At 32.4% G+C, this 22,565-nt stretch carries 18 protein-coding genes and 2 pseudogenes; 6 read left to right on the top strand and 14 right to left on the bottom strand.

The window, feature by feature from the left end:
• Window positions 1-2: 2 nt before the first annotated feature.
• On the bottom strand, window positions 3-1,601 hold the full coding sequence (gene dcuS / locus ACA31_RS12855) for a DcuS/MalK family sensor histidine kinase (protein ID WP_057513711.1): 1,599 nt from the start codon (window positions 1,599-1,601) through the stop codon (window positions 3-5).
• Window positions 1,602-1,891: 290 nt separating this feature from the next.
• Here dcuS and ACA31_RS12860 point away from each other — a divergent pair, with 290 nt between their 5' ends.
• Window positions 1,892-2,626 (top strand): NAD-dependent protein deacylase, encoded by a 735-nt coding sequence (locus ACA31_RS12860; protein ID WP_057513712.1) that lies wholly within the window; start codon window positions 1,892-1,894, stop codon window positions 2,624-2,626.
• An 88-nt stretch (window positions 2,627-2,714) separates the two neighbouring features.
• On the opposite strand, the gene ascB is transcribed toward ACA31_RS12860, so the two are convergent.
• From ascB to licT, 3 genes are all read right to left on the bottom strand, one after another.
• Entirely contained in the window at window positions 2,715-4,136 is a 1,422-nt protein-coding gene (gene ascB / locus ACA31_RS12865; protein ID WP_082587085.1) for a 6-phospho-beta-glucosidase, read from the bottom strand.
• A complete protein-coding gene (gene ascF, locus ACA31_RS12870) occupies window positions 4,133-6,007 on the bottom strand; it encodes a PTS cellobiose/arbutin/salicin transporter subunit IIBC (RefSeq protein ID WP_057513713.1) in 1,875 nt (624 codons plus the stop codon). Before ascF ends, ascB begins: the two co-directional genes overlap by 4 nt.
• Before the next feature lie 178 nt (window positions 6,008-6,185).
• Entirely contained in the window at window positions 6,186-7,028 is an 843-nt protein-coding gene (gene licT / locus ACA31_RS12875; protein ID WP_057513714.1) for a BglG family transcription antiterminator LicT, read from the bottom strand.
• Window positions 7,029-7,277: 249 nt separating this feature from the next.
• Here licT and ACA31_RS12880 point away from each other — a divergent pair, with 249 nt between their 5' ends.
• On the top strand, window positions 7,278-8,318 hold the full coding sequence (locus tag ACA31_RS12880; RefSeq protein WP_057513715.1) for an NAD(P)-dependent alcohol dehydrogenase: 1,041 nt from the start codon (window positions 7,278-7,280) through the stop codon (window positions 8,316-8,318).
• Between the two features lie 758 nt (window positions 8,319-9,076).
• On the opposite strand, the gene ACA31_RS12885 is transcribed toward ACA31_RS12880, so the two are convergent.
• The 4 genes from ACA31_RS12885 to ACA31_RS12900 are packed head-to-tail and all read right to left on the bottom strand — an operon-like array spanning window position 9,077 to window position 13,235.
• Complete coding sequence (locus ACA31_RS12885; protein WP_057513716.1) at window positions 9,077-10,558, bottom strand: tripartite tricarboxylate transporter permease; 1,482 nt, start codon at window positions 10,556-10,558, stop codon at window positions 9,077-9,079.
• Window positions 10,559-10,575: 17 nt separating this feature from the next.
• A complete protein-coding gene (locus tag ACA31_RS12890) occupies window positions 10,576-11,061 on the bottom strand; it encodes a tripartite tricarboxylate transporter TctB family protein (protein WP_057513717.1) in 486 nt (161 codons plus the stop codon).
• Window positions 11,062-11,077: 16 nt separating this feature from the next.
• Window positions 11,078-12,082 carry a Bug family tripartite tricarboxylate transporter substrate binding protein gene (locus tag ACA31_RS12895; protein ID WP_057513718.1) on the bottom strand — a complete coding sequence of 335 codons (1,005 nt, stop codon included), beginning with the start codon at window positions 12,080-12,082 and terminating at the stop codon, window positions 11,078-11,080.
• Window positions 12,083-12,086: 4 nt separating this feature from the next.
• On the bottom strand, window positions 12,087-13,235 hold the full coding sequence (locus ACA31_RS12900) for a 2-methylaconitate cis-trans isomerase PrpF family protein (RefSeq protein ID WP_253721406.1): 1,149 nt from the start codon (window positions 13,233-13,235) through the stop codon (window positions 12,087-12,089).
• 153 nt (window positions 13,236-13,388) lie between these two features.
• On the opposite strand from ACA31_RS12900, the gene ACA31_RS12905 reads away from it, so the two are divergent.
• Together ACA31_RS12905 and ACA31_RS13570 are read left to right on the top strand one after the other, a co-directional pair.
• Window positions 13,389-14,249, top strand: coding sequence for a LysR family transcriptional regulator (locus ACA31_RS12905; protein ID WP_057513720.1), 861 nt, complete (start codon window positions 13,389-13,391; stop codon window positions 14,247-14,249).
• 44 nt (window positions 14,250-14,293) lie between these two features.
• Window positions 14,294-14,428 carry a hypothetical protein gene (locus tag ACA31_RS13570; protein ID WP_301335887.1) on the top strand — a complete coding sequence of 45 codons (135 nt, stop codon included), beginning with the start codon at window positions 14,294-14,296 and terminating at the stop codon, window positions 14,426-14,428.
• 339 nt (window positions 14,429-14,767) lie between these two features.
• On the opposite strand, the pseudogene ACA31_RS12915 reads toward ACA31_RS13570, so the two are convergent.
• A pseudogene (locus tag ACA31_RS12915) lies at window positions 14,768-15,114 on the bottom strand (recombinase family protein); the annotation flags it as partial.
• Between the two features lie 79 nt (window positions 15,115-15,193).
• Complete coding sequence (locus ACA31_RS12920) at window positions 15,194-15,712, bottom strand: NADPH-dependent FMN reductase (protein WP_057513722.1); 519 nt, start codon at window positions 15,710-15,712, stop codon at window positions 15,194-15,196.
• A 267-nt stretch (window positions 15,713-15,979) separates the two neighbouring features.
• On the opposite strand from ACA31_RS12920, the gene ACA31_RS12925 reads away from it, so the two are divergent.
• Together ACA31_RS12925 and ACA31_RS12930 are read left to right on the top strand one after the other, a co-directional pair.
• Window positions 15,980-16,981 (top strand): ABC transporter substrate-binding protein, encoded by a 1,002-nt coding sequence (locus ACA31_RS12925; protein ID WP_057513723.1) that lies wholly within the window; start codon window positions 15,980-15,982, stop codon window positions 16,979-16,981.
• Between the two features lie 111 nt (window positions 16,982-17,092).
• Window positions 17,093-18,004 (top strand): annotated as a pseudogene (locus ACA31_RS12930) (alpha/beta fold hydrolase); the annotation flags it as partial.
• Window positions 18,005-18,544: 540 nt separating this feature from the next.
• Here the strand turns inward: ACA31_RS12930 and qoxD are convergent.
• From qoxD to qoxA, 4 genes are read right to left on the bottom strand one after another with little or no spacing between them, the layout of a single operon-like run.
• Window positions 18,545-18,835, bottom strand: coding sequence for a cytochrome aa3 quinol oxidase subunit IV (gene qoxD / locus ACA31_RS12935; RefSeq protein WP_057512644.1), 291 nt, complete (start codon window positions 18,833-18,835; stop codon window positions 18,545-18,547).
• A complete protein-coding gene (qoxC, locus tag ACA31_RS12940; protein WP_057511559.1) occupies window positions 18,832-19,437 on the bottom strand; it encodes a cytochrome aa3 quinol oxidase subunit III in 606 nt (201 codons plus the stop codon). Before qoxC ends, qoxD begins: the two co-directional genes overlap by 4 nt.
• Window positions 19,427-21,415, bottom strand: a complete 1,989-nt coding sequence (gene qoxB, locus ACA31_RS12945; protein ID WP_057511558.1) for a cytochrome aa3 quinol oxidase subunit I — start codon at window positions 21,413-21,415, stop codon at window positions 19,427-19,429. Before qoxB ends, qoxC begins: the two co-directional genes overlap by 11 nt.
• The gene (gene qoxA, locus ACA31_RS12950) at window positions 21,415-22,536 is read right to left on the bottom strand and encodes a cytochrome aa3 quinol oxidase subunit II (protein ID WP_057511557.1); all 1,122 of its coding nucleotides are present in this window, start codon (window positions 22,534-22,536) and stop codon (window positions 21,415-21,417) included. Before qoxA ends, qoxB begins: the two co-directional genes overlap by 1 nt.
• Between the last annotated feature and the right edge of the window lie 29 nt (window positions 22,537-22,565).

A 22,565-nucleotide genomic window follows, 5' to 3' on the forward strand; every position in this document is an offset into this window, starting at 1 on the left:
TTTTAATCCCCCTTTTCTGAATAGTTTATAACCACTGAAAATGTCACATTGCCTTCTACATTAGAAGCTACATTTATTTCTCCACTAAGTTTCTCTACGCTTTGTTGAACAAGGTGTAGCCCATATCCTCTATCTTCCCCTTTAGAAGAATAGCCCTTTTCAAAAATTTGATGCGTTAATTCACTTTTTAAACCTAACCCTGAATCTACAATATCTATACTTAATTCACTATTTATATATTTCAAATGTACGTCGATTGTTTTCTCTCTAACAGAAGCAGCGCTTAAAGAATCTATACTATTATCTATTAAATTACCTATAATCGTAATCAGTTCATGTGTAATATATGAATGTTTCGGTTCAGGGATTACTGTATGGCTCATAATAGACAATTTAATATTCTGTTCCCTCGCCAAACTTAATTTTCCAATTAAGAATCCAGCTAACACAGCGTCTTTAATCTTCGACGTAATACTACCATTCTCTTGGCTACCGACTTCAACAATTTCATGTATATATTTTTTCAAATCTTCATAATGTTCCATTTGTAACAGACCAGAAATTACGTGCAATCTATTACTGAACTCGTGTGACTGCGCACGTAATGTATCAGCATATGTCTTCACGCCTACTAACTGTTCAGAAAGCTTGTTAACCTCTGTCTTGTCTCTAAATGTTGAAATTGCACCAACAATTTCATTATTTACAACCAATGGTACTCTATTAACCAAAATCTTTACGCCATTAATATTTTGTTCCTTATCTAATTCTGGTTTACCTAACTCGAGTACTTTTGGTAGTTGTGTAGACTCCATATAATCATCAATCTTCATGCCAATAGGATTGCTATTGAGATTTGCCTTTTTAAATATATCCATCGCTGATTTATTCACTAAATTAATCTTACCTTCTTTATCAACAGCAACGATACCTTCATGAACAGATTGTAACATCGTGTTCCTTTCTCCAAATATCTTAGCAATATTCGAAGGTTCTAAACCAAGCAATATTCTCTTAATGTATCTAGAAAGTAGATATGCGCCAAAGGCACCGACGATAAGCCCAACAATTGATCCAATGATAATCTGCTTATTGCCATCTGCAAGTGCTTCAGAAACACTTTTCATCGGTACACCAACGGCAACTACGCCAACTTGTTTACCATCAACATAAACAGGTGTAAATGACCTTAATGATTCACCGAGCGTACCTTTAGAAATAGAAGCACTCTCTTTACCATGAAGCGCATTTTTTTCATCGCCACCTTTAAAATGCTTACCAATTAACTTTTCATTAGGATGTGACTTTCGTATTCCATTCATATCCATTACAACAATGAAACTCACATCCGTTGAATGTTGTATTTCAGACACATATGTTTGTATTCTATTATCATCGTCGCCCTTTTTCAAAGTAGATTGAACAATCTCAGATTGAGAAACTGTCTTACCAATTACTTCAGCTTTCTCTTCAGTTGTTTTATGTATCGTATCTTTAATTGTCTGACTAATCAATACACTTGTAATAAGTAAAGAAAATAACACTACAATACATACTACAATAATGATTAATGTACTTAACTTTAGTCTCTTTTTCTTCAAAGCTCCAAACCGCCTTTAGTTATTAAGATTTATACATATAATTATTAGAAATATATCATACTTTCGACAATTAATTAGTATAAGTGTTAAATATGTAATTTAATATAATAATAATATAATTTAAAAACCGTAAATACGTCCTTAAACAAGCGACTATCTACTGACTTATGTGGGCTTAACTTTACGTTTTATTTGCTAAATTACTTTCTAAAATTTAAAATTAGTTTGAATGTTGATAGCGGTTTCTAAAGTTTTCCTTAGATTTTCAAATTTTTTATGGAGTGAGATACATGAATCACAAGATTGAACAATTCAAAAATATCATTAATGGTTCTAATAACATCACATTTTTTACAGGCGCAGGTGTATCTGTCGCAAGTGGTGTCCCTGATTTTCGTTCTATGGGTGGATTATTCGATGAAATTTCAAAAGATGGCTACGCGCCTGAATATTTATTAAGTACTGATTATCTACAAGATGATCCAGTAGGATTTGTTAATTTTTATCATAAACGTTTACTTATAGCAGATAAACAACCGAACCTCGTTCACCAATGGATTGCTCAACTAGAACAAAACAAACGTTCATTAGGTGTCATTACCCAAAATATCGACGGCTTGCATACTGATGCAGGGAGTTCTAATGTAGACGAACTGCATGGCACGTTAAATCAATTCTATTGTATTGAATGCCACAATGAATATTTTAGAAATTATATTATGGCGCATCATTTACGCGAGTGTGAAACGTGTGGTAACCCGATTAGACCTGACATTGTACTTTACGGGGAATTATTAAATGAAAATACCATATATAATGCACTGAATAAAATAAATGAAGCCGATACTTTAGTTGTCTTAGGATCCTCACTTGTAGTCCAACCAGCAGCAGGACTTATTTCGAATTTCAAAGGACAGAACCTAGTTATCATTAATAGAGACCCTACGCCTTATGATAACCACGCAACTTTAGTCATTCATGACGACATGGTCAAAGTGATTAAAGACCTAGAATGTGTAGAGTGAGTTATGTAGTGAAGCTAAGGAATTTATAAAAAAGAGAACTCGTTTTTATAAGACGAGTTCTCTTTTACATTTATTTATCTTAAATAATTTATATTTCTATACCATTTTGATGTATCACTTGTTTATACCAATCAAATGATTTTTTCTTTTTACGTTCTAAAGTGCCATTGCCAGCATTATCTTTATCAACATAAATCATACCGTATCTTTTACTCATTTCACCCGTTGATGCTGATACTAAATCAATAATCCCCCAACTAATATAGCCTAGTAGTGGTACACCATCTTGAATCCCATCATACATCGCTTGGAAATGTTGTTGCATATAATCAATACGATAATCGTCTTGAATAGTCCCATCTACTTCTACTACATCTTTCGCACCTAAGCCATTTTCTACGACAAAAAGCGGCTTCTCAAATCTTTCGTATATTTGATTCATCGTAATTCTTAAACCAAGCGGATCAATAACCCAGCCCCAATCACTCATTTTTAAGTATGGGTTTTTAGCTGATACAATAATATTGCCTTCATTTTTTTCCACTCTTGAAATATCAGCAATAGATGTTCGAGAGGCATAATAACTAAATGCTACAAAATCTACAGTTTCTTTCAATGTTTCTTTATCGCTTTCAATATCAATATTGAGACCTTTAGATTTAAAGAATGATTTCATATAATACGGATATTTCCCTTTTGCTTGTACGTCTACGAAGAACGTATTGGTTCTTTCATCATTCATAGACTGCCAGACGTCTTCAGGGTTACAACTATAAGGGTAAAAACTACCACCTGCAATCATACAGCCTATTTTTGCTTTTGGTGTGATGCGATGACAACTTTCAACAGCCCTAGCACTTGCGACTAACATGTAATGTGCTGCTTGATATAACACTGCTTCTTTATTTTCAGTTTCATCAAAGGTTAAACCTCCACCTGAAAATGGGCTGTGTAACACGACATTGATCTCATTAAATGGAATCCAGTAGTTCACGTATGCGCCAAAGTATTCAAAGCACGTTTCCGCAAATTGCACATATAAATCAATTGTTTCTCTATTTTTCCAACCGTTGTATTGCTCAACGATACCCATTGGAATATCAAAATGCGCAAGCGTTACGAGTAGCTCCATATTATGCGCTTTACATGTCTTAAATAAATCAGTGTAATAATCGATACCAGCTTGATTTGGTGTTTCTTCATCACCATTTGGATAAATTCTACTCCAAGAAATAGATGTTCTAAACACTTTCAATCCCATTTCTGCAAGTAACGCAATATCTTCTTTATAACGATGGTAAAAATCAATACCTGTATGACTTGGATAATATTCTGTATCACTTAATTTAGATTTTTTATTCCCTAGTTTTATCTCTTGTCGATTAGCGCCATGAGGAATTAGGTCTATATTGCTTAATCCTCTGCCACCTATATCCCATGCTCCCTCAGTTTGATTTGCTGCAATAGCGCCACCCCAAAGAAAACCTTCTGGAAACGTATTTATATTCATTTTTTAACCACTCCTAATATTGATGTATGTGCTTCAACGTCAATGTTATCGAATGACGTAATTGCATCATAATCTTCAGTATTTGTAATCACTAAAATTGTTGTAGGGTCATAACCCGCTTCAATAATTTCAGCTAAATTAAATGTTCCAATAATATCACCCACATTCACATGATCTCCTTGTTCTATTGCAGATGTGAATGGTTTTCCTTCTAACTTCACAGTATCGATACCCACATGAATTAATACTTCAACACCCTCGTCACCTGTAATGCCAATCGCATGTTTTGTCGGGAAGACTGAGGTCACTGTACCAGTTACTGGTGCATAAATCTTATTTCCTGTTGGTTCAATTGCAATACTCTTTCCAATCACTTCTCTACTAAATACATCGTCTTGAACGCTTGCAATCGGTTTGATTTCCCCTTCAATTGGAGACGCGACAGTAATACCGTCTTTCGTACCTAAATCTAATAATTCATCTTCTGATTCTGGAATATCTTCAAAACCAATCACCAACGTTAAAATAAATGAAATAACAATTGATAAAACCATAACTACAATAACCCATACAATACTCATAGGATTGTCTTTATCTATAAATTGCACACTCGTAAACAATCCAGGTGCTGCCATAGAATGACTGGCAAGTCCTGCAAGTCCTGCAACTGAACCTGCTATAAATCCTGTAATAACTGATGCAATCATTGGACGTTTTAATCGAATGGCTACCCCATATAATGCAGGTTCAGTAATACCAGCAATAATTGCTGATGACGCTGCTGCCAAAGCTGTTTGACGTAATTCTCTATTTTTCGTTTTAAATGCTACTGCCATGGAAACCCCACCAAGAGATAAGTTGGCACCAATCTCAGATGGCATAACCATACCTTCCTCACCTGTTTCTGCAATGGTTTGAACGATTGTTGGTGTGAACACACGGTGCATACCTGTCATAACTAATAATGGCCATAGCGCACCAACAATTGCTACTGCTAAGAATCCTAACTGACCGTGTACAAAGAATACAATTTGAGCTAATCCCGTACCAATTAAAATACCAGCAGGACCAACAATAATAATCGCTATAGGCGCTGCAATTAATAAAATTAACATTGGTTTCAAAAAGTTTTTCATAACAATTGGCGTAATATAGTCTGCAAAATCTTCAATGTATTTTAGCAACCATGTCATGACAATGGCTGGAATAATCGTATACGTATATTTCACAGACATAACTGGAATAAATGCAAATGTAGCTTCTTTACCTTCAGCTGCTTTCTCCATAATCTCCATAAATACTGGGTGAACCATGACCCCAGACACTGCTAATGCCAAGAATACATTATTATTAAATTTCTTAGCGGCAGATACTGCAACGAGTATCGGTAAGAAGAAAAACGGTGCGTCACCTATAGTATTTAAAATATTATAGGTTGAACTTTCCTCTGATAACGCACCTGTCATACTTAAAAGCATTGCTAATAACTTAATCATTGACCCACCAATAATGGCAGGAATTAATGGAGACATCGTACCGATGATAGCGTCTAAAATATTAATACCCACTTGTTTGATTGTTAATTTTTTCTTTTCAACAGGCTCGTTACTTTTACCATCCCCACTTACACCTAACTTCATTAATTCAGCATACGTTTTCGAAACATTATTCCCGACAATAATTTGATATTGTCCACCTTGTTTACGTAAACCCATGACTCCATCCAAATGCTTTATAGTTTCATCATTTGCCTTACTTTCATCATTTAGCACAAATCTTAAACGTGTCATACAATGCGTTAAATTCTTAACATTACCACTACCGCCAATGTTTTTTAGTATTTCATCAGCCAATCTTTGTTTATTTGCCATTTCTATCACTCCCGCCTTATTTAGAACAAAAAAAACGAGACCTAAACCACAAATAGATATACTTATCTCAAGATAAATTCATCTATTAATGGCTTAGGTCTCGCCTGCCGAACAGTCACAATCCTAAACAATTAATTGTTTATTTTGTTTTATTAACACTAAATATAGCACATCAACACTAAATGTCAACGCTTTCATTTCTAGAAATTAATCTTTGTATATGAATGGTTAAGTACAAGGCTTCGTCTCTTGTCATTTCATATTGATGTTTTTTCATTAAAAATATTTCAATCTTCTTCACACACTTAAATGCATCTTTATACTTCTCTTTCACAATATCATAAAGTTCAATTTCACTTGAATTGAGTGGATTTTCAGAGAAAATACGTTGCGCAAGAAACTTTAAATGTGTCACAAATCTAAAGTAAGTTAAGCTTTCTTCATCAAAGTCTAATCTATAGTGATACTTCACTAAACTTAAAATATTCTGTACCATTTCGGTTACTTGATTATAATCTGCCAAGTTATTATGCTCTGCATTTAACAAATGAATTGCGATAAACCCCGCTTCATCAGCTGGTAATTTAGCGCCTGCATATTCTTCAATCCAGTCCAAGCCACGCATCCCAATCTCGTACTCAGTTGGATAGAATTTTTTAATTTCCCATAATAATCCGTTTTTGATTGCCATACCCTCTTGTTGACGCTCAATTGCAAAGTTAATATGGTCAGTCAGTGCAACATAAATTGTATCGCTTAAGTCTTTATGATATTCAACCTTTGCAACCTCAATAATCTTCTCAACTGCTTGAACGACCTCAATTGGCACTTCAATTAATAACGTTTTGAAACGGTCAGATATCTCTTGGCTACTTAAATCAAAAATCTTATCAATCTTTGATTCTTCTACAATGTCCCCTTCTTGCTTCTGAAACCCAATCCCTTTACCCATAACAACACGCTCTTGGTTGTTTTGAGTGACACTGATAACATTATTATTTATGATTTTATTTATTTTCATATGACACCCCTCATTGTAGTATATTGTGCCATATTAGAAGAATTAATATCAACTTTGTATATGCTATGACCACTGTGCCATTTTTTATTATTAAATTAATATCTTTATTAAACGACCGAATTGGATATTCAGTCATAATTTTATGCGAAGTCATATTCATTGACCTCAAGTATACTTTAAGGTCTATTATAAACAATGAAGAATATTAATAGTAATATTCTGATGTACAAATAATGGAGGTATCAATATATGTTAAATGTTAAAGCTAGAGCTGTAAATAGCCCAGATTCTGATTTTTACGCTACAGAAATTAAAAGACGTGATCTTGATACACATGATATTTTAATAGAAATTAAATATGCAGGAATATGCCATTCTGATATTCATACTGCACATGGAGAATGGGGTCCCGTTCATTATCCATTAGTGCCAGGTCATGAAATCGCAGGTATCGTTAAAGAAGTTGGTTCTGAAGTCAGTAAGCATCAAATAGATGACCGTGTCGGTGTAGGTTGCATGGTAGACTCTTGTGGAGAATGTGTACATTGTCAAAATGGCGAAGAACAATACTGTTTAAAAGGAAACGTCGGTACATATGCAGGTACAGACAGATATGGTGAACCCACTCAAGGTGGATACTCAACGCATATTGTAGTACATGAAGATTTTGTATTACGTATTCCTGATAATATTGGTTTAGATGCTGCTGCACCTTTACTTTGTGCTGGCATTACAACTTATTCACCTTTAAATCATTGGAATGCAAATGAAGATAAAAAGGTAGCAGTTATCGGTATGGGTGGACTTGGACATATGGCTGTTCAAATTGCACATGCTATGGGTGCTGAAGTAACGGTATTATCAAGAACATTAAATAAAGAAGAAGATGGTTTGAAATTAGGTGCTTCACATTATTATGCAACAAGTGATGAAGCAACTTTTGAAAAACTTGCAAGCTCATTTGATTTAATTATTAATACAGTAAGTGCGAATCTGAAATTAGATGATTACCTTAACTTATTAACACTAGATGGTACAATTGTTAATGTTGGGGCTCCAGCAGAGCCTATATCATTACATGTTGCAAATTTAATTGGTCATCGTAGATCATTTGCTGGTTCAGCTATTGGTGGTATAAAAGAGACTCAAGAAATGTTAGATTTCTGTTCAAAACACAACATTGAACCTCAAATCGAATTAATTTCAGCTGATCAAATTGATGAAGCATATAAGAGAGTTTTAGCTTCAGATGTTAAATATCGTTTTGTAATTGATACAAGTACAATGTAATATTTTTGAAAAGATGCCCTTAGCGTTGGGGCATCTTTTTATTTTGTCTTATTAAAATTATCGGACCAGATTTTTGCTGGTTATTTGTCTAATGTTTCGTGAGAAACATTTGTTAAAAATGCTTTGTTGCTCATAATATGTAGCATTTTGGTAGTTATATCTAATTTCTATTCAACATATCGGAAGTACATGGGCTTACATACTTACTGGCGGGATAATAGTAGAAATGTAAAATCAATATCTTATGTAAATAGAATCTATTATTACACTTGGATGTTATGGTGCAATATTTTGAATTTGGTTGGCTGAATTATTAGGTATAGCTACAAAATATACAATAGTATTATTAGCAATGGAATTCCTTTTATGACATTATGGATATTAATACTACTTTTATTGGAATAGTGACAAATTTGAAAACAATTTGGATAATAGCAAGAAATGAATATAGGACTTAGATTTAATGAGACTATATTTAATTCTTAATGTAAGGAGGTGATTATATGACTGCTACACCTTTACTTTTGAGAGTGCTTGAACTAATTGAAAAAGCTTTTTTATAAACATAAGTTATTGATTTAATTAAAGTTGAATATTCCTATTTTATTTAGTAGTAATTGAGCCCTTTCAGTATATAACTGAAAGGGCTCATGATAATTTAGTTTATTTTTAATATAAAATTATAGACTTAAATATCTAAGAAAAACAATTGATGTTAAGACAATGACTTTTATTTTCTTTAATTAATAAATCTATTTTTATTCAGCTTTTATTTTATTCATAATCATTGGTAATACTATTATTAAAATACTGACTATCAAAAGTATTACTGTAATAGGAGAATTTAATAAAGATAAATATTCTCCATTATTAATTAATAAGTGTCTTCTTAATGATTTTTCCATTAAGGGACCCAAAACAATTCCTAATATCAATGCAGCTATTGAAAAATTAAATATTTTCATTAGATACCCTACCACTCCAAATAATAACATGATCCAAACATTTAATAAGTCATTATTTGTAGCATAAGCACCTAGTAGGGAAAGTATAATTATAAAAGTTGCTATTATACTATATGGTGCTTTCAATAATAAAGTGAATATTTGTACGCCTGCTCTACCAGCAACTAAAGTCATAACACTTGCAAATAACATTGCTAAAAATATTGAATACAACAGGATAGGTTGATCTGATATAAGTTGTGGTCCAGGTTGCACTCCTTGAAGTATTAAAGCAGCTAATATTACAGCAGTTGTTGGACTACCAGGTATGCCAAGAATAAGCGTGGGAATCATTGAAACTCCAGCAGCCGCGTTGTTAGCAGTTTCAGGTGCCACTATTCCTTCTGATCTCCCTTTACCAAATTCCTTAGGATTTTTATCAGTCTTCATCGCTACCCCATAACTCACAAAGGAAGCTATTGAACCACCTGTTCCTGGTAATATTCCAAGTAAACTTCCGATTATTGCTGATTTTAGTGCAGTCCATTTATATTCAAAAAATTCCTTGAATTTGAACATTCCTTTTGACATATCTGAAGTTGAAGTTGAATTATTAGAATTATTGCCTGTAACTTGTGAAAACACTTCACCTAATGCAAATGCCCCTATCATGATAGGGATATAATCTATTCCATTCATTAATTCTATAGTGTTAAATGTGAATCTATCTGTTGCTGTCAAAGGGTCTATTCCTATAGTTGAGATGAAGATGCCGATAAGGCCCGAAATAATAGCTTTAACCATACTACTAGTACCTAAGGCAGAAATAACTGTCATGCCTAAAATAGCTAATGCAAAGTATTCTGAAGAATGTATTTTAAACGCTAGTTCTGATAGCATAGAAGATAAAAAGAACATTAAGAAAACTGCAAATATCCCACCAAAAGCTGAACTGCTTATTGCTAAACCTAATGCTTTTTTTGACTTTCCTTTTTGTGACATTGGATAACCATCAAATGTCGTAGCTACTGCTTCAGGCGTCCCAGGAGTGTTAAATAAAATAGCTGTTATTGACCCCCCATAAGCTGATCCAACATAAATCGTTGACAATAATGCTATAGCTGGCAATACATCTAAGAAATATGTAAAAGGCAAAGCTAATACAATTGCCATAGAAGAACCTATACCAGGTAATGCTCCAAGAAATATACCTACTAATAAACCTAAAATTACTAACATAAGATTCATAGGTTCAATTATAGTTAAAAAGGAATCTTTTAATAATTCTATATTCATTATTACACCTTCCTTCTTTAATATATAAAGTTATTAATTTCAGAAAAAACGCCAATTCCTTTTGGTATAGGAATGTTTAATACATTCCCAAATAAGAATGAAAAAAGTAGCGGAATGCCTATAGAGAAACAAATAATTTGAAACTTGTTTTTGGCTCCCAATAATATTAATAATAATGGGGTTAAAAATAGGCAATCCAAGAAAAACCCTATTTTATTTATAACTAAAATAAATAAACCAAGTGATACTGTTATACTAATAATTATTAATACAGATTTATTTAATAGTGCTTTATAATTAACACCTTCTTTGTTTTTTCTATATTTAATAATTTCCTTAATTAATGTATAAAAAAGTAGTGACACAAGTAAAAACAATACAAAGGTCGGTATACCAGAGGCGCCTATTGGATCAACTTCTCTTAAATTCTCCATATTTATTGAATTAATCAAAAAATATGAAAATGTAATTAATAATATAAAGCCAAATATTATACTTCCCATGAAATCCCCCCTAATCTTATTGCTTGATATCTAAGTCTTTTGCAATTTCATCAAATTTTTTATACTCTTTATCTAATTTTTTTTCGAATTTATCCGGACCAAGGTAGCCTTCACCTATATCAACTAAATTATCCTCCGAATATTTCTTATATTCTTCAGTTTCGTAAGCATTTTTTAATTGTTTGCTTAGTTGTTCTTTCACTTCTTTCGGTGCACCTTTTTTAATTACAAAACCTCTCCAAGATCCAATATCTACGTTTAAACCTTTTTCTTTCGTTGTAGGTGTTTTTTTAAATTCATCTATTTTATTAATCCTTTCATTATTAAAAATAATTAAAGATCTAACCTTTTTAGATTTTACATAATCAACAACATTTACAACTTTATCTAAGTAAACATCCACTTCACCACCAAGGGCAGCAGCCTTTACTTCTGAACCAGACGAATATGGTATAAAATTAGTGTTTATATTAGCTTCTTTTTCAAAATTACTTGTCGCAAAATCATCTAGACCTGTTGAGCTTGCTCCCCCAACTGTAATTCCACCCTTTTTTCCTTTTGCAATTAAATCATCATAATCCTTTATAGGACTATCTTTAGAAACGGAAAGCACATAGATGTCACTCTGAATTTGAGCAAGTGGTTCAAAATCATCTAATAATTTAATATCTTTACTTTTATCTAAGTTATCGGCTATAACTTGTGAAGGCGTGATTTCTAGAATATTATATCCATCATTTTTTTGTTGATAAGTATGTAACATACCTAATAAACCACTACTACCATCCTTATTTATTGGTTGAAAATTTGCATTTGAGTGTTCGCTTAGAATTTGTGAATATTGTCTTACAAACGCATCACTTGCGCTCCCTTCCCCAAAAGGTATAATTACATTAACCGTTTTATTGGGAAAGTTTTCAACTGAGTTCTTCTTATCATTATTTTTAGAATCACCTTTAGCACTACAACTAACTAATAAAACAGATAATAAAACAATTAATATTGCCTTCTTTTTAATCATGTTTTCACTCCTTATCTATTAAAGATGTTGGAATCACAGCATGCCCTTCCATGATTCTCCTAGCAGTACGCCCAGTACCGCCTTTAAGTAATTTGTGACCGCTTTCATTTTTTTGTAAAAAGACTTCAGCAGAAATAGTCCCACTAGGATGTCCTATATTTATTGTATCTATAGGATCTTTTTTACAAATTGAATAAGGAATTGTTCCTGGTATTTGGCATGCTGTCGCTAAACAAATAGAACCACTAACAGCAAAAGTAGGATGTAACTTCCCCATGGAAATGTATCGTCCTATAATGCTTATACTTTCTTTTTTATTTAAAATACCTAGCTCTGTTATATAATCATTGGGTTCACTAACTAATGTTATTTTAGGCAATGCTTCTAATTCAGGGTTTATATTTTCCTCTTTGCTAAATATACCTAATAGGACTCCTATTTTCACACGTAACTTTTCAATTTCTTTTAAAACATTAGGCTTATTGATCGCATCTGATAATTCATGGCCTTCAAGGGAAAATTCATTTGCTTTCACAAAAGAAACAATATTGCCAGTATCTAATACACTTACTTCAAATGTTTTTTTATCAACTTTAATATAATCAACTAAATTTCCAGTAGGAAACAATTTCCCAGTAAAAGCACCAGAAGGATTCATAAAATTCACTGCTATTTTTGCCCCTGTTCCTTCTACACCAGAAATAGAAAAATCACCAATATTTTCAACACTTCCTTTTCTCACGGGAATAACAACTTCCATTATCTTTTTAGTATTTGTATTTAAAATTTTAACTTTAGTTTTACCTTCTTGCATTTTAACTAGCCCTTCTTCAACTGCATAGAGCCCAACAGCTGCTGCCATATTTCCACAAGTCACATTATAATCAATACTTTTTTTATTTATCCCAACTTGTCCAAATGTGTAATAAATATCACTCTCATCTGTATCAGTTATACCCACGATTGCTACTTTACTTGTAACAGAAGTGCCTCCTCCAATACCATCAATTTGTCCATTGGGAGAACTACCATAAATCTTTAATATTACTTTTTCCCTAGTTTCAATATCCAAAGGTAAATCACTATCTTTAAAAACTAGCCCTCTGCTCGTTCCCCCTCTCATTAAAACACATGGTATTTTTGTATTTCTCATATCCACATTATGACCCCCTCATATTTATTGAAATATTCAGTTAACTTATATAGAGTATATAAGTATATATTCGATAAATAAAATATTGCTTTTTTATGATTAAACCTAAAAAAATTTTATGACGATTATAAAATATATAAGGGGGCCAAGTTTATGGATGGTATAGATTGGGAGATATTAAGAGAGTTATTTAAATATAAAAACATTACGAAAACAAGTAAGATATTGAGAACATCACAACCAGCAGTTACATATAGAATTAATAAACTCGAAAAAGAATTTGATGTTAAAATTATCCATAGAAATAAGAAAGGTGTGGTATTTACTTCTGCAGGTGAAATGATAGTAAACTATGCAATTTCTATGATAAAAGATAATCAAAAACTTAAAGAAGATCTTATAAATCAAGAAAATACAGTTCAAGGTATATTAAGGTTAAGCGCATCAAGTATTTTTTCAAGGTACCAATTGCCTAAAATTTTGTCGGAATTCAGTAAAAAATATCCATTAGTAGAATTTGATGTTAATACTGGTTGGAGTGAAGAAGTTTTTAAATCCGTTCATAATGACTACTCTCAAGTAGGTATTTTAAGAGGTGACTATAGTTTTTCATCTCAAAAAATACGCCTTATGCAAGAAAAGATTTATATTGTATCTAAAAATCCAATTTCTATAGATGATTTACCTCATTTGCCAAGAATATATTATAATACTGATACTTCCCTTAATAAGTTAATAGATGATTGGTGGATAGGTAGATTTATTGAACCGTCTTCAATTACCATAAAAGTCGATAATATGGAAACAAGTAAAGAATTTGTACAAAATGGCTTAGGCTTTTCTATTTTGCCAGATATTCTCTTGGATGATAATGAAAATTTATTTAAAATACCATGCTTAGATCAACATGGTGCTTATATTATTAGAAATACTGATATGATATTAAAACAACAATATTTAAATAACACTGTGGTGAGAGCATTTTATAATTTTATGAAAGAAAGAAATTTATAATAATCCTTTTATTAGGTTGGTATTTTCAAAAGAGAAAAAAGCCAATGACAGTAAAAGATTCGTACTTTGGTTTATTTATCATATTAATATTTGTAATTATAACAAATGGTTTTATGCACATAGATGATATTATGAGAGGGCCCGAAGATGGTAATAGCACCGACAGTTCTAGAAAATAATTAGTCGCTTTGAACCTCTTATAATTGCTATGTATTTATTAAGATAATAACTGTAATAATTCATGCTATATTTAATAAAAAATATTTTTATGATACTATATGATTTCTTGGAAATTTGAATTCAGAGGAGAAATTTATGACTTTAGTTTTAACGATAATAGCATTTATAGCAGCAATATTATTAATATTAGGTTTTTGGATATCTAATATTTATATTAAAACAATAGGTTTCATACTGGCATTTTTAATTATATTTATAGTAGTATACTTTCTATTTTTAATACCTCCAGAAAATATTAAGAAGAGATGAACTAAATGGAAATAACATTAAAATATATATTAACCACTTCTGATTTTTAAAATCCTGTACACTGTAGACCAACTCCCACCAGTCCTTCCAGCAATTTCTTCGCCTGTAAGTTTTTGTTCATCATATAAGAATTTAATCTCACGGTTTTTGTGATTTGGCAATGAAGGTCTTCCACCCTTATCTCCTCTTGCTCTCGCAGCTTCTAATCTTTTTTCGTACGCTCACTTAACAAGTAAACTTCAAGTTCCGCAAATACACTCATCATGGTAAAGGACATCTTGCCCATCGCATCTTTCGTTGATACATTCATATCAACAATATGTAAAACAATACTGTTTTCATCCAACCATTGAGACAACTCAATTAACTGTTTCTTGGATTTTGTGTCTAAAGTATATGTTCTTTATTTACTGATACTGCTTCAGTAAAGATTTTAAGTATTTCAAAATATTATTTTAATTCCATTCTAAATGTTGTACAAAGTTCTGCAATTTATTTTCAGTCTCTGCATAAAAGAATTGCCCATTTTCATCGCGTAGTCTTTTTCCTCCTGATAACAATAGCATACCGTCTTCATGAAGTTTTGGATTGAGGAATTTCAAAAATTCAATCAAGTTATCATAACATGCATCACCATGTACACTGCTAACAATAAAAGAAACAGGCTTTTTATAAAGGATATTTGAAGCTAATAACCATTCGATTGCATTTTTTAAAGTAGCTGGGACCCCCCTGATGTATTCAGGCGTTGTAATGACAATATGGTCACTTTTATCTAACTTATCTATATATTCTTTTATAATGTTCGGATAATCTTCATATTCAATATCAGAATGAAATATTGGAAAATCATATATTTCATCATATGTTTCAAAGGTGTGTTCATGTGAGAGATTTCGCTCTATATCGATTAGTAGTTTTTTGTTTAGTGAATTTTTACGTTTACTTCCACATAATGCTAAAAAACGCGTCATCTTCAATTACAACTCCTTTTCATTTGTATATTATTTTAGTAATAACTATTTCCTTAATAGGATCATAATTTAATTTCAAACTTTGAACACCATTATCTTAACAAAAATTAATCCTAGTCGACTAAGTATTTGTCTCAGACGCTGTATTACCTAATACTTTAGGAAACGATCATTTTTTACTTCTACAACTTTTAGTTTAACTATTTATTTGATATTGATAATCGTTATCACTAACTATATAATTTATATACGGAGGAAATTATAAAAATGAAAAAGCCCTATATAATTATAATGTTTTTGTGTTTAGCACTGTTATTAGCATCATGTAGTTCAAACAGTAAAGAAGACTCAAAAAAAGAGATAACAAAGATTACTCACACCTATGAAATGAAAGAAAAAACTCAGGATCACACTGAAGGAAAAGTAAAAAAAGAAACCATAGATGTCCCTATCAATCCTAAAAATGTAGTTGTCATGGATTATGGTGCACTTGATATTATGCAACAGCTTAAGTTACAAGATCGTATTGTTGCAATTACTAAAGGAGAAAATGCATCTTTTTTACCTAAAAGTTTAAAAGAATTTAAAAGTGAGAAATATGAGAATCTTGGTAATCCTGGTAGACCCAGTTACGATCGTCTAGCTAAAGCAAAACCTGACGTCATATTTGCTTCGTTTAGACAAGCTCATACTAAAACATTAGATGAGATGAAGAAGGCTGCACCTAATGCAAAAATTGTGTTTGTGAGTCCAAATCACAAGGACTATATCGCTTCAATAAAACAAAGCTCAAAAAATATAGGTACAATTTTTGAAAAAGAAAAAGAAACTCAAGCATTGGTTGAAAAATTAGATGCTAAAGTTAAGGAATCCAAAAAAATTATTAATAACAAGCGTATCTTATTTCTAAATGTTGATGATAAAGGAATTAAATCATACGGTGCATCAGGACGATTTGGTGGATTTCTAAACCAAGACTTAGGTATCCAACATGCAGATAAGAAAATAAAACCTAATTCCAGCGGTATTTTAATTTCAAATGAATATTTGGAAAAAATGAATCCGGACAAACTATTTATAATTAATAGAACGCAAGATGAAAATGATGATAGTATGCCTAATGCACTTAAAAACTCAGTTATTAATAATGTTAAAGCAATTAAAAACAATGATGTATATGTATTTGAAGCAAACACATGGTTTTTTGGTGAAGGTGGCATTAATTTAACGATGCAACAACTTGACCAAATTCAACAAGCGTATCAATAATAATTAGGATTAGGAATAATTACATAATCTATAGTTAACACTAAACATCATAGAAGAGATTCCTTTTAAAAGGAGTCTTTTTTTTCAAATTCATTACTAAAGTATCAATTTAGAAATTTTTCAACATATATAAACAAGCAAAAAATCCATTTTATTTATGAAAAAGGGAAGTCTAACATCACGATTCCATTGATATTATTGCATGGGTGGCCAGATAGTATTTTGCGATATACAAAAGTTATAGACAAATTGAAAGAAGGTTTTGAATATAATGGGGAAAATATTTCTTTCGATATTATAATTCCTTCTATACCTGGATTTGGACTTTCTGAATTTAATGAAGGGTTAAATAACGAAGAAATTGCCGATATAATGAATTTATTAATGAAAAATAAATTGAACTATGATGAATTTATAGTTTCTGGTGGAGATATTGGATCAGGTATTGCACGCTACATGGCTAAAAAATCTCCAAATTCTATTAAAGGCCTTCATTTAACTGATATAGGGATAGTTAAAGACATATTACAGAAGAATAAAAACTTAACTGAAGATGAACTTGAATATAAAAAAAGAGCTAGTGAGTTCTTTTATAAAGAAACTGGGTATATGGAAATACAGTCAACTAAACCTCAGACCTTAGCATATGGACTTAACGATTCTCCTCTTGGTTTGATTTCATGGATTGGTGAGAAATATGATTCTTGGAGTGGTCATAATTTATTAAGTATGGAAGATATTATTAATAATATTTATTTTTATTGGCATACCCAAAGTATTGGAACTTCAATGAATATATATCTAGAAAATGCAACTAGATTGCCGCAATTAGGCACTATAGATACTAAAACAGGTGTTTCTATTTTCAGTGAAGATATAATGATACCTCCTTATTCTTACATCAAAACCCAATATAATTTAATCTATTTTAATGAGATTGAACAAGGTGGTCATTTTCCCGCTATAGAAACTCCTAATTTATTTACGAATGAAATTATCAATTTTGTTAAACGAGTTATCTAAAAAATGTCGGATAAGTTTCTTTTTAAAGAAGCTAATGCTAATAGAATAGGTGTTTCAACATGAAAGTAGCAAGAGTTAGAATGATAGAGGGAGCATGTATACGCAGAGTACGGTCAGTTAAAGAAGATTTCTAAGATGCTATATAGTTGTTTTATGTAAGTATTATCACTCATATAATCTACACTTATTAATTATTGGAAATATATTAGAAAAGACTCCTTATTAGATAAGGAGTCTTTTAAACATTTCAAAAGGTAATCTTGTATTAATAACGATAGTTTTAGATATAAATATAAAGTTATTAACATGATTTTTTTGTTAATTGAATAACCTGATAACCCTTGTTAGAAATTATGGATAACTTAATATTTTAGGATCATATTTAATTGCTTTGTTTTTAATATCTATTAAATAACCAACTCTCTTTATAGAAACAAACTCCTTGTAAATACATTTTAATGTATGAATTCAAAGAAAGCGTTTTAATTTTACACCCACTAATTCGGGTCACTCCTTTGAAGAGAATTCCTTTTCTATGGATTATAAGTGAGCTGAGTGTCCCCCCTGCATTACCCAATAAGTACCAATAACAGTAATTAAAGTAATGATAATCGCAAATACAACTTTAAATGCTTGTAAGTTTCCGTTTTTACCTTCAGTTAAGTGCATAAACATTAATAATTGAACTGCAGCCTGTATAAAAGCAAAACCAAAAATGATGGTAATCTTAACGTTAAGTTCCATAGATGTGTATAAAGTTACAAACACTGCTAATATTGTCAGAACGATTGAGGCAATAAAACCTACTGTGTGTTTTACTATTGTATTCATCCGCTAAACACCATCCCTATCATATATACGGCAGTGAAGATGAAGATCCATACAACATCTAAAAAGTGCCAATATAAACTTACTATAAATAATTTAGGAGCATTGTCTTTATTTAATCCTCGCATTGCGATCTGGATTAATAAACAGATAATCCAGACGATACCTAACGATACGTGGGCACCATGCGTTCCTAATAGTATAAAGAAACTAGACCAATAAGAACCAATCGAAAGATTAACACCCTCATGCACATAGTGTGTGAATTCATAGATTTCAAAGCCTACGAATACCATACCTAATAGTACAGTGATAATCATCCAAATCATCATTAATTTTTCTTTTTCTTTTCTCATGTAGTAAATTGCAATACCACATGTATAAGAACTAATTAATAAAGCAAATGTCATTATCAAAACGAGCGGTAATTCAAATAACTCGGTAGTCATTTTACCAGCATAATCGCCACCATGTTGCAGTGTTAGTAACGCTGCAAATAACGTACCGAATAATGAGAATTCAGCTGTAAGGAAAATCCAAAAGCCAAGCTTATTTAATTCACCTTCATGCGAACGTTGATCAATTGTGTTTGCATCATGACTCATGACTTACAGCCTCCTTTTCTTTTATTCGTGCTTCACGTAAACGTTTTTCAGTCTCCATTACTTCAGAAGCTGGAATGTGATAACCGTGATCTACTTGGAAACTACGATAAATCATAGTGCCAAAGATACCAATTAAGCAAAGAATAGCTGGTAGTAATGTTTCAAATACTAGGAAGAAACCACCAATAGTGAAGAATATTCCCATGAATACACCAACTGGGGTATTATTCGGCATGTGGATATCTGTGTAATTATGGTTATCTAAATAATGACGACCATGTTCTTTCATATCAACAAATGTATCGTAGTCGTTCCAATCTGGCGTGATAGCAAAGTTGTATTTAGGTGGCATCGCTGAAGCAGTTGACCATTCTAGTGTACGACCTAAACCATCCCAGTTATCACCAGTTAATTCACGTGGTGCTTTGAAGAAGCTGTAAACAATACTTGCAACTAAGAACATAAAGCCTAATGCCATTAATAGAGCACCGAAAGTTGAGATTACGTTTAATAACCACCAACCATCTTCTGGCATGTAAGTATATAAACGACGTGGCATACCGTCAAGACCAAGTATAAATTGAGGTATGAAACAAATGTTGAAACCGATTACAAAGAACCAGAAGCAGAATTTGTTTAACGTTTCGTTTAACTTAAATCCAGTCATCTTAGGCCACCAGAATATTAAAGCTCCTAGACAGGCAAGTACAACACTGGATACTAACGTGTAGTGGAAATGCGCCACTAGGAAGTATGTGTTGTGGTATTGGTAATCTGCTGCTGCCATAGAAAGCATAATACCAGTTACTCCACCTATTAGGAAGTTGGGGATAAATGCTAGTGAGAATAACATTGGTGACTCGAACGTAATTCGGCCTTGGTAAAGCGTGAACAACCAGTTAAATATTTTAACACCAGTTGGTATACCGATAAGCATGGTTGAAATTGAGAAGAATGAGTTGATTAACGCACCATTACCCATTGTGAAGAAATGATGAACCCAAACTAAAAAGCTTAAGAACGCAATACCTGCCGTTGCCCAAACCATGCTTTGGTGGCCGAATAGGCGTTTACGCGCAAATGTTGGAATAATTTCAGAGTATATACCGAATGCTGGAAGGGCAACAATATAAACTTCAGGGTGCCCCCATACCCAGAAGAAGTTAGCCCAAAGCATTGGCATACCACCATTTGCTACTGCAAAAAATGCAGTATCGAAGATTCTATCTGTTGTGAATAGTGCTAATGTAACTGTTAATACTGGAAAAGCCAAGATAATGAGTAAGGCTGTAATGAAAGTAGTAACCGTAAACATTGGCATTTCCATAAATTTCATTGTAGGTGTTTTCATTCTAAGTATGGTTACGAAGAAGTTAATACCTGTCATCAGTGTACCGATACCAGAAATCTGAATTGCAATTAAGTAATAATTGACACCTGGTCCGGGACTGAATTCACCTGCCAGTGGTGCATAGTTAGTCCAACCAGCTGCAGGTGAGCCCCCGATTATAAATGACAAGTTGAATAAAATCATACCTGAGAAGAATAACCAGAAACTTACGCTATTTAATACAGGGAATGCAACGTCTCGAGCACCAATTTGTAAAGGTACAATGACATTCCACAAACCAAATATGAAAGGCATTGCCATAAAGATAATCATGATAACACCGTGTGTACTAAAAACTTCGTTATAGTGATTTGAGTCCAAAAACGTATTGTTAGGAATCGCTAATTGTGTACGCATCATTAATGCGTCAATACCACCACGAACGAACATTAATACGGCACAGATTAAATACATTGCCCCGATTTTCTTATGGTCGATAGATGTGAACCATTCTCTGTATAAATATTTCCATAATTTAAAATAAGTAATTACTGCGATTAGTCCAATGATTCCAAATGGGGCACCGATTTGTGCCATTGTAATCATCCAAGAACCTTTAACGAGTAACTGATCCCATGGAAAATCCATTAATGTCCACCTCCAGATTCATGCTCTTTTTTCTCTAATTCAGATGCTTTTTCGTCTTTAGCACCTTTAGAGATTTTGTCCATTTCATCGACGTTATGTGTTTCCTCGTCTTTGAATTCACTATCGTATGGTTCGTTGTTGCCAAGAATCATGGCTTTCATACCATGTCTCTCATAGTTCGCATTTGTGATTTGCGGTTTACGTGCAGGTTGATCTGGTTTATCTAACACATCTTCAGTTAATTCTTTTTCAGTGTTAAAGTTTGGATCTTTTTGTACGTAATTGTAGCGATCATAAGCGTAGAAAATATACTCAGGATCTGCTGCAGCATCAACAAATGCTAGATGAGTACCACTGAAAGTTAAGTTTTCATTTTCAGTAGTTGGTAAAAGTTGCTTATCAAAGGTATCTTGATCTAATTCTTTTTTACTTTGAGCATCTTTGACCCAATCTTTAAATTCACTTTGACTTACTGAATTAACATCAAAAGTTTGACGAGCAAACCCTTCGCCGTTGAAGTTTGAGTTACGTCCACGGAACGTACCTTCTTCGCTAGCTGTTAACGTCCAGTCCATAGTCATACCTGTCATCGCATATTTCTGACCACCAAGTTGTGGAATCCAGAAACTTGTCATCATATCCATTGATTGGAGTTTGAAAACAACAGGGCGATCTTTCGGAATAGTTAAGTGATTAACCGTTTCGATTTTTTCTTCAGGATAACTAAAGAACCACTTATAACCAGCACTTGTAGCATAAACTACAATAGGATCATCCTTTTTATCTGGCGTTTCCTCATAATTGTAAAGTGATTTAACCGTTGGAATGGCTAAAGCAATTAGAATGATGACCGGAATGATAAACCAAATGGTTTCCATTAAAACACTGTGGTGCATCTTACCTGTTTCCTCAGTCTTACTGATTCTATATTTGAATAGAAAGACTGTGAACAAGAGAATTACGACGGCAACGATAACAAGCATGAAGATGATTGAATACATAATCAAGAACTTCGAATCACTTGCCATTGGCCCTTTTGGGTTTAAAACTTCTACATTCTCACAACCACTAAGTAAAATTAGCGAGCCAAAGAGTAGAAGCAAAGACTTAAATTTTGACACTTTTTTGACCTCCTAATACTACAATTGTA

Origin of the sequence: Staphylococcus sp. NAM3COL9 (genome assembly GCF_001431205.1) — a bacterium.
Taxonomy (GTDB): Bacteria; Bacillota; Bacilli; order Staphylococcales; family Staphylococcaceae; genus Staphylococcus.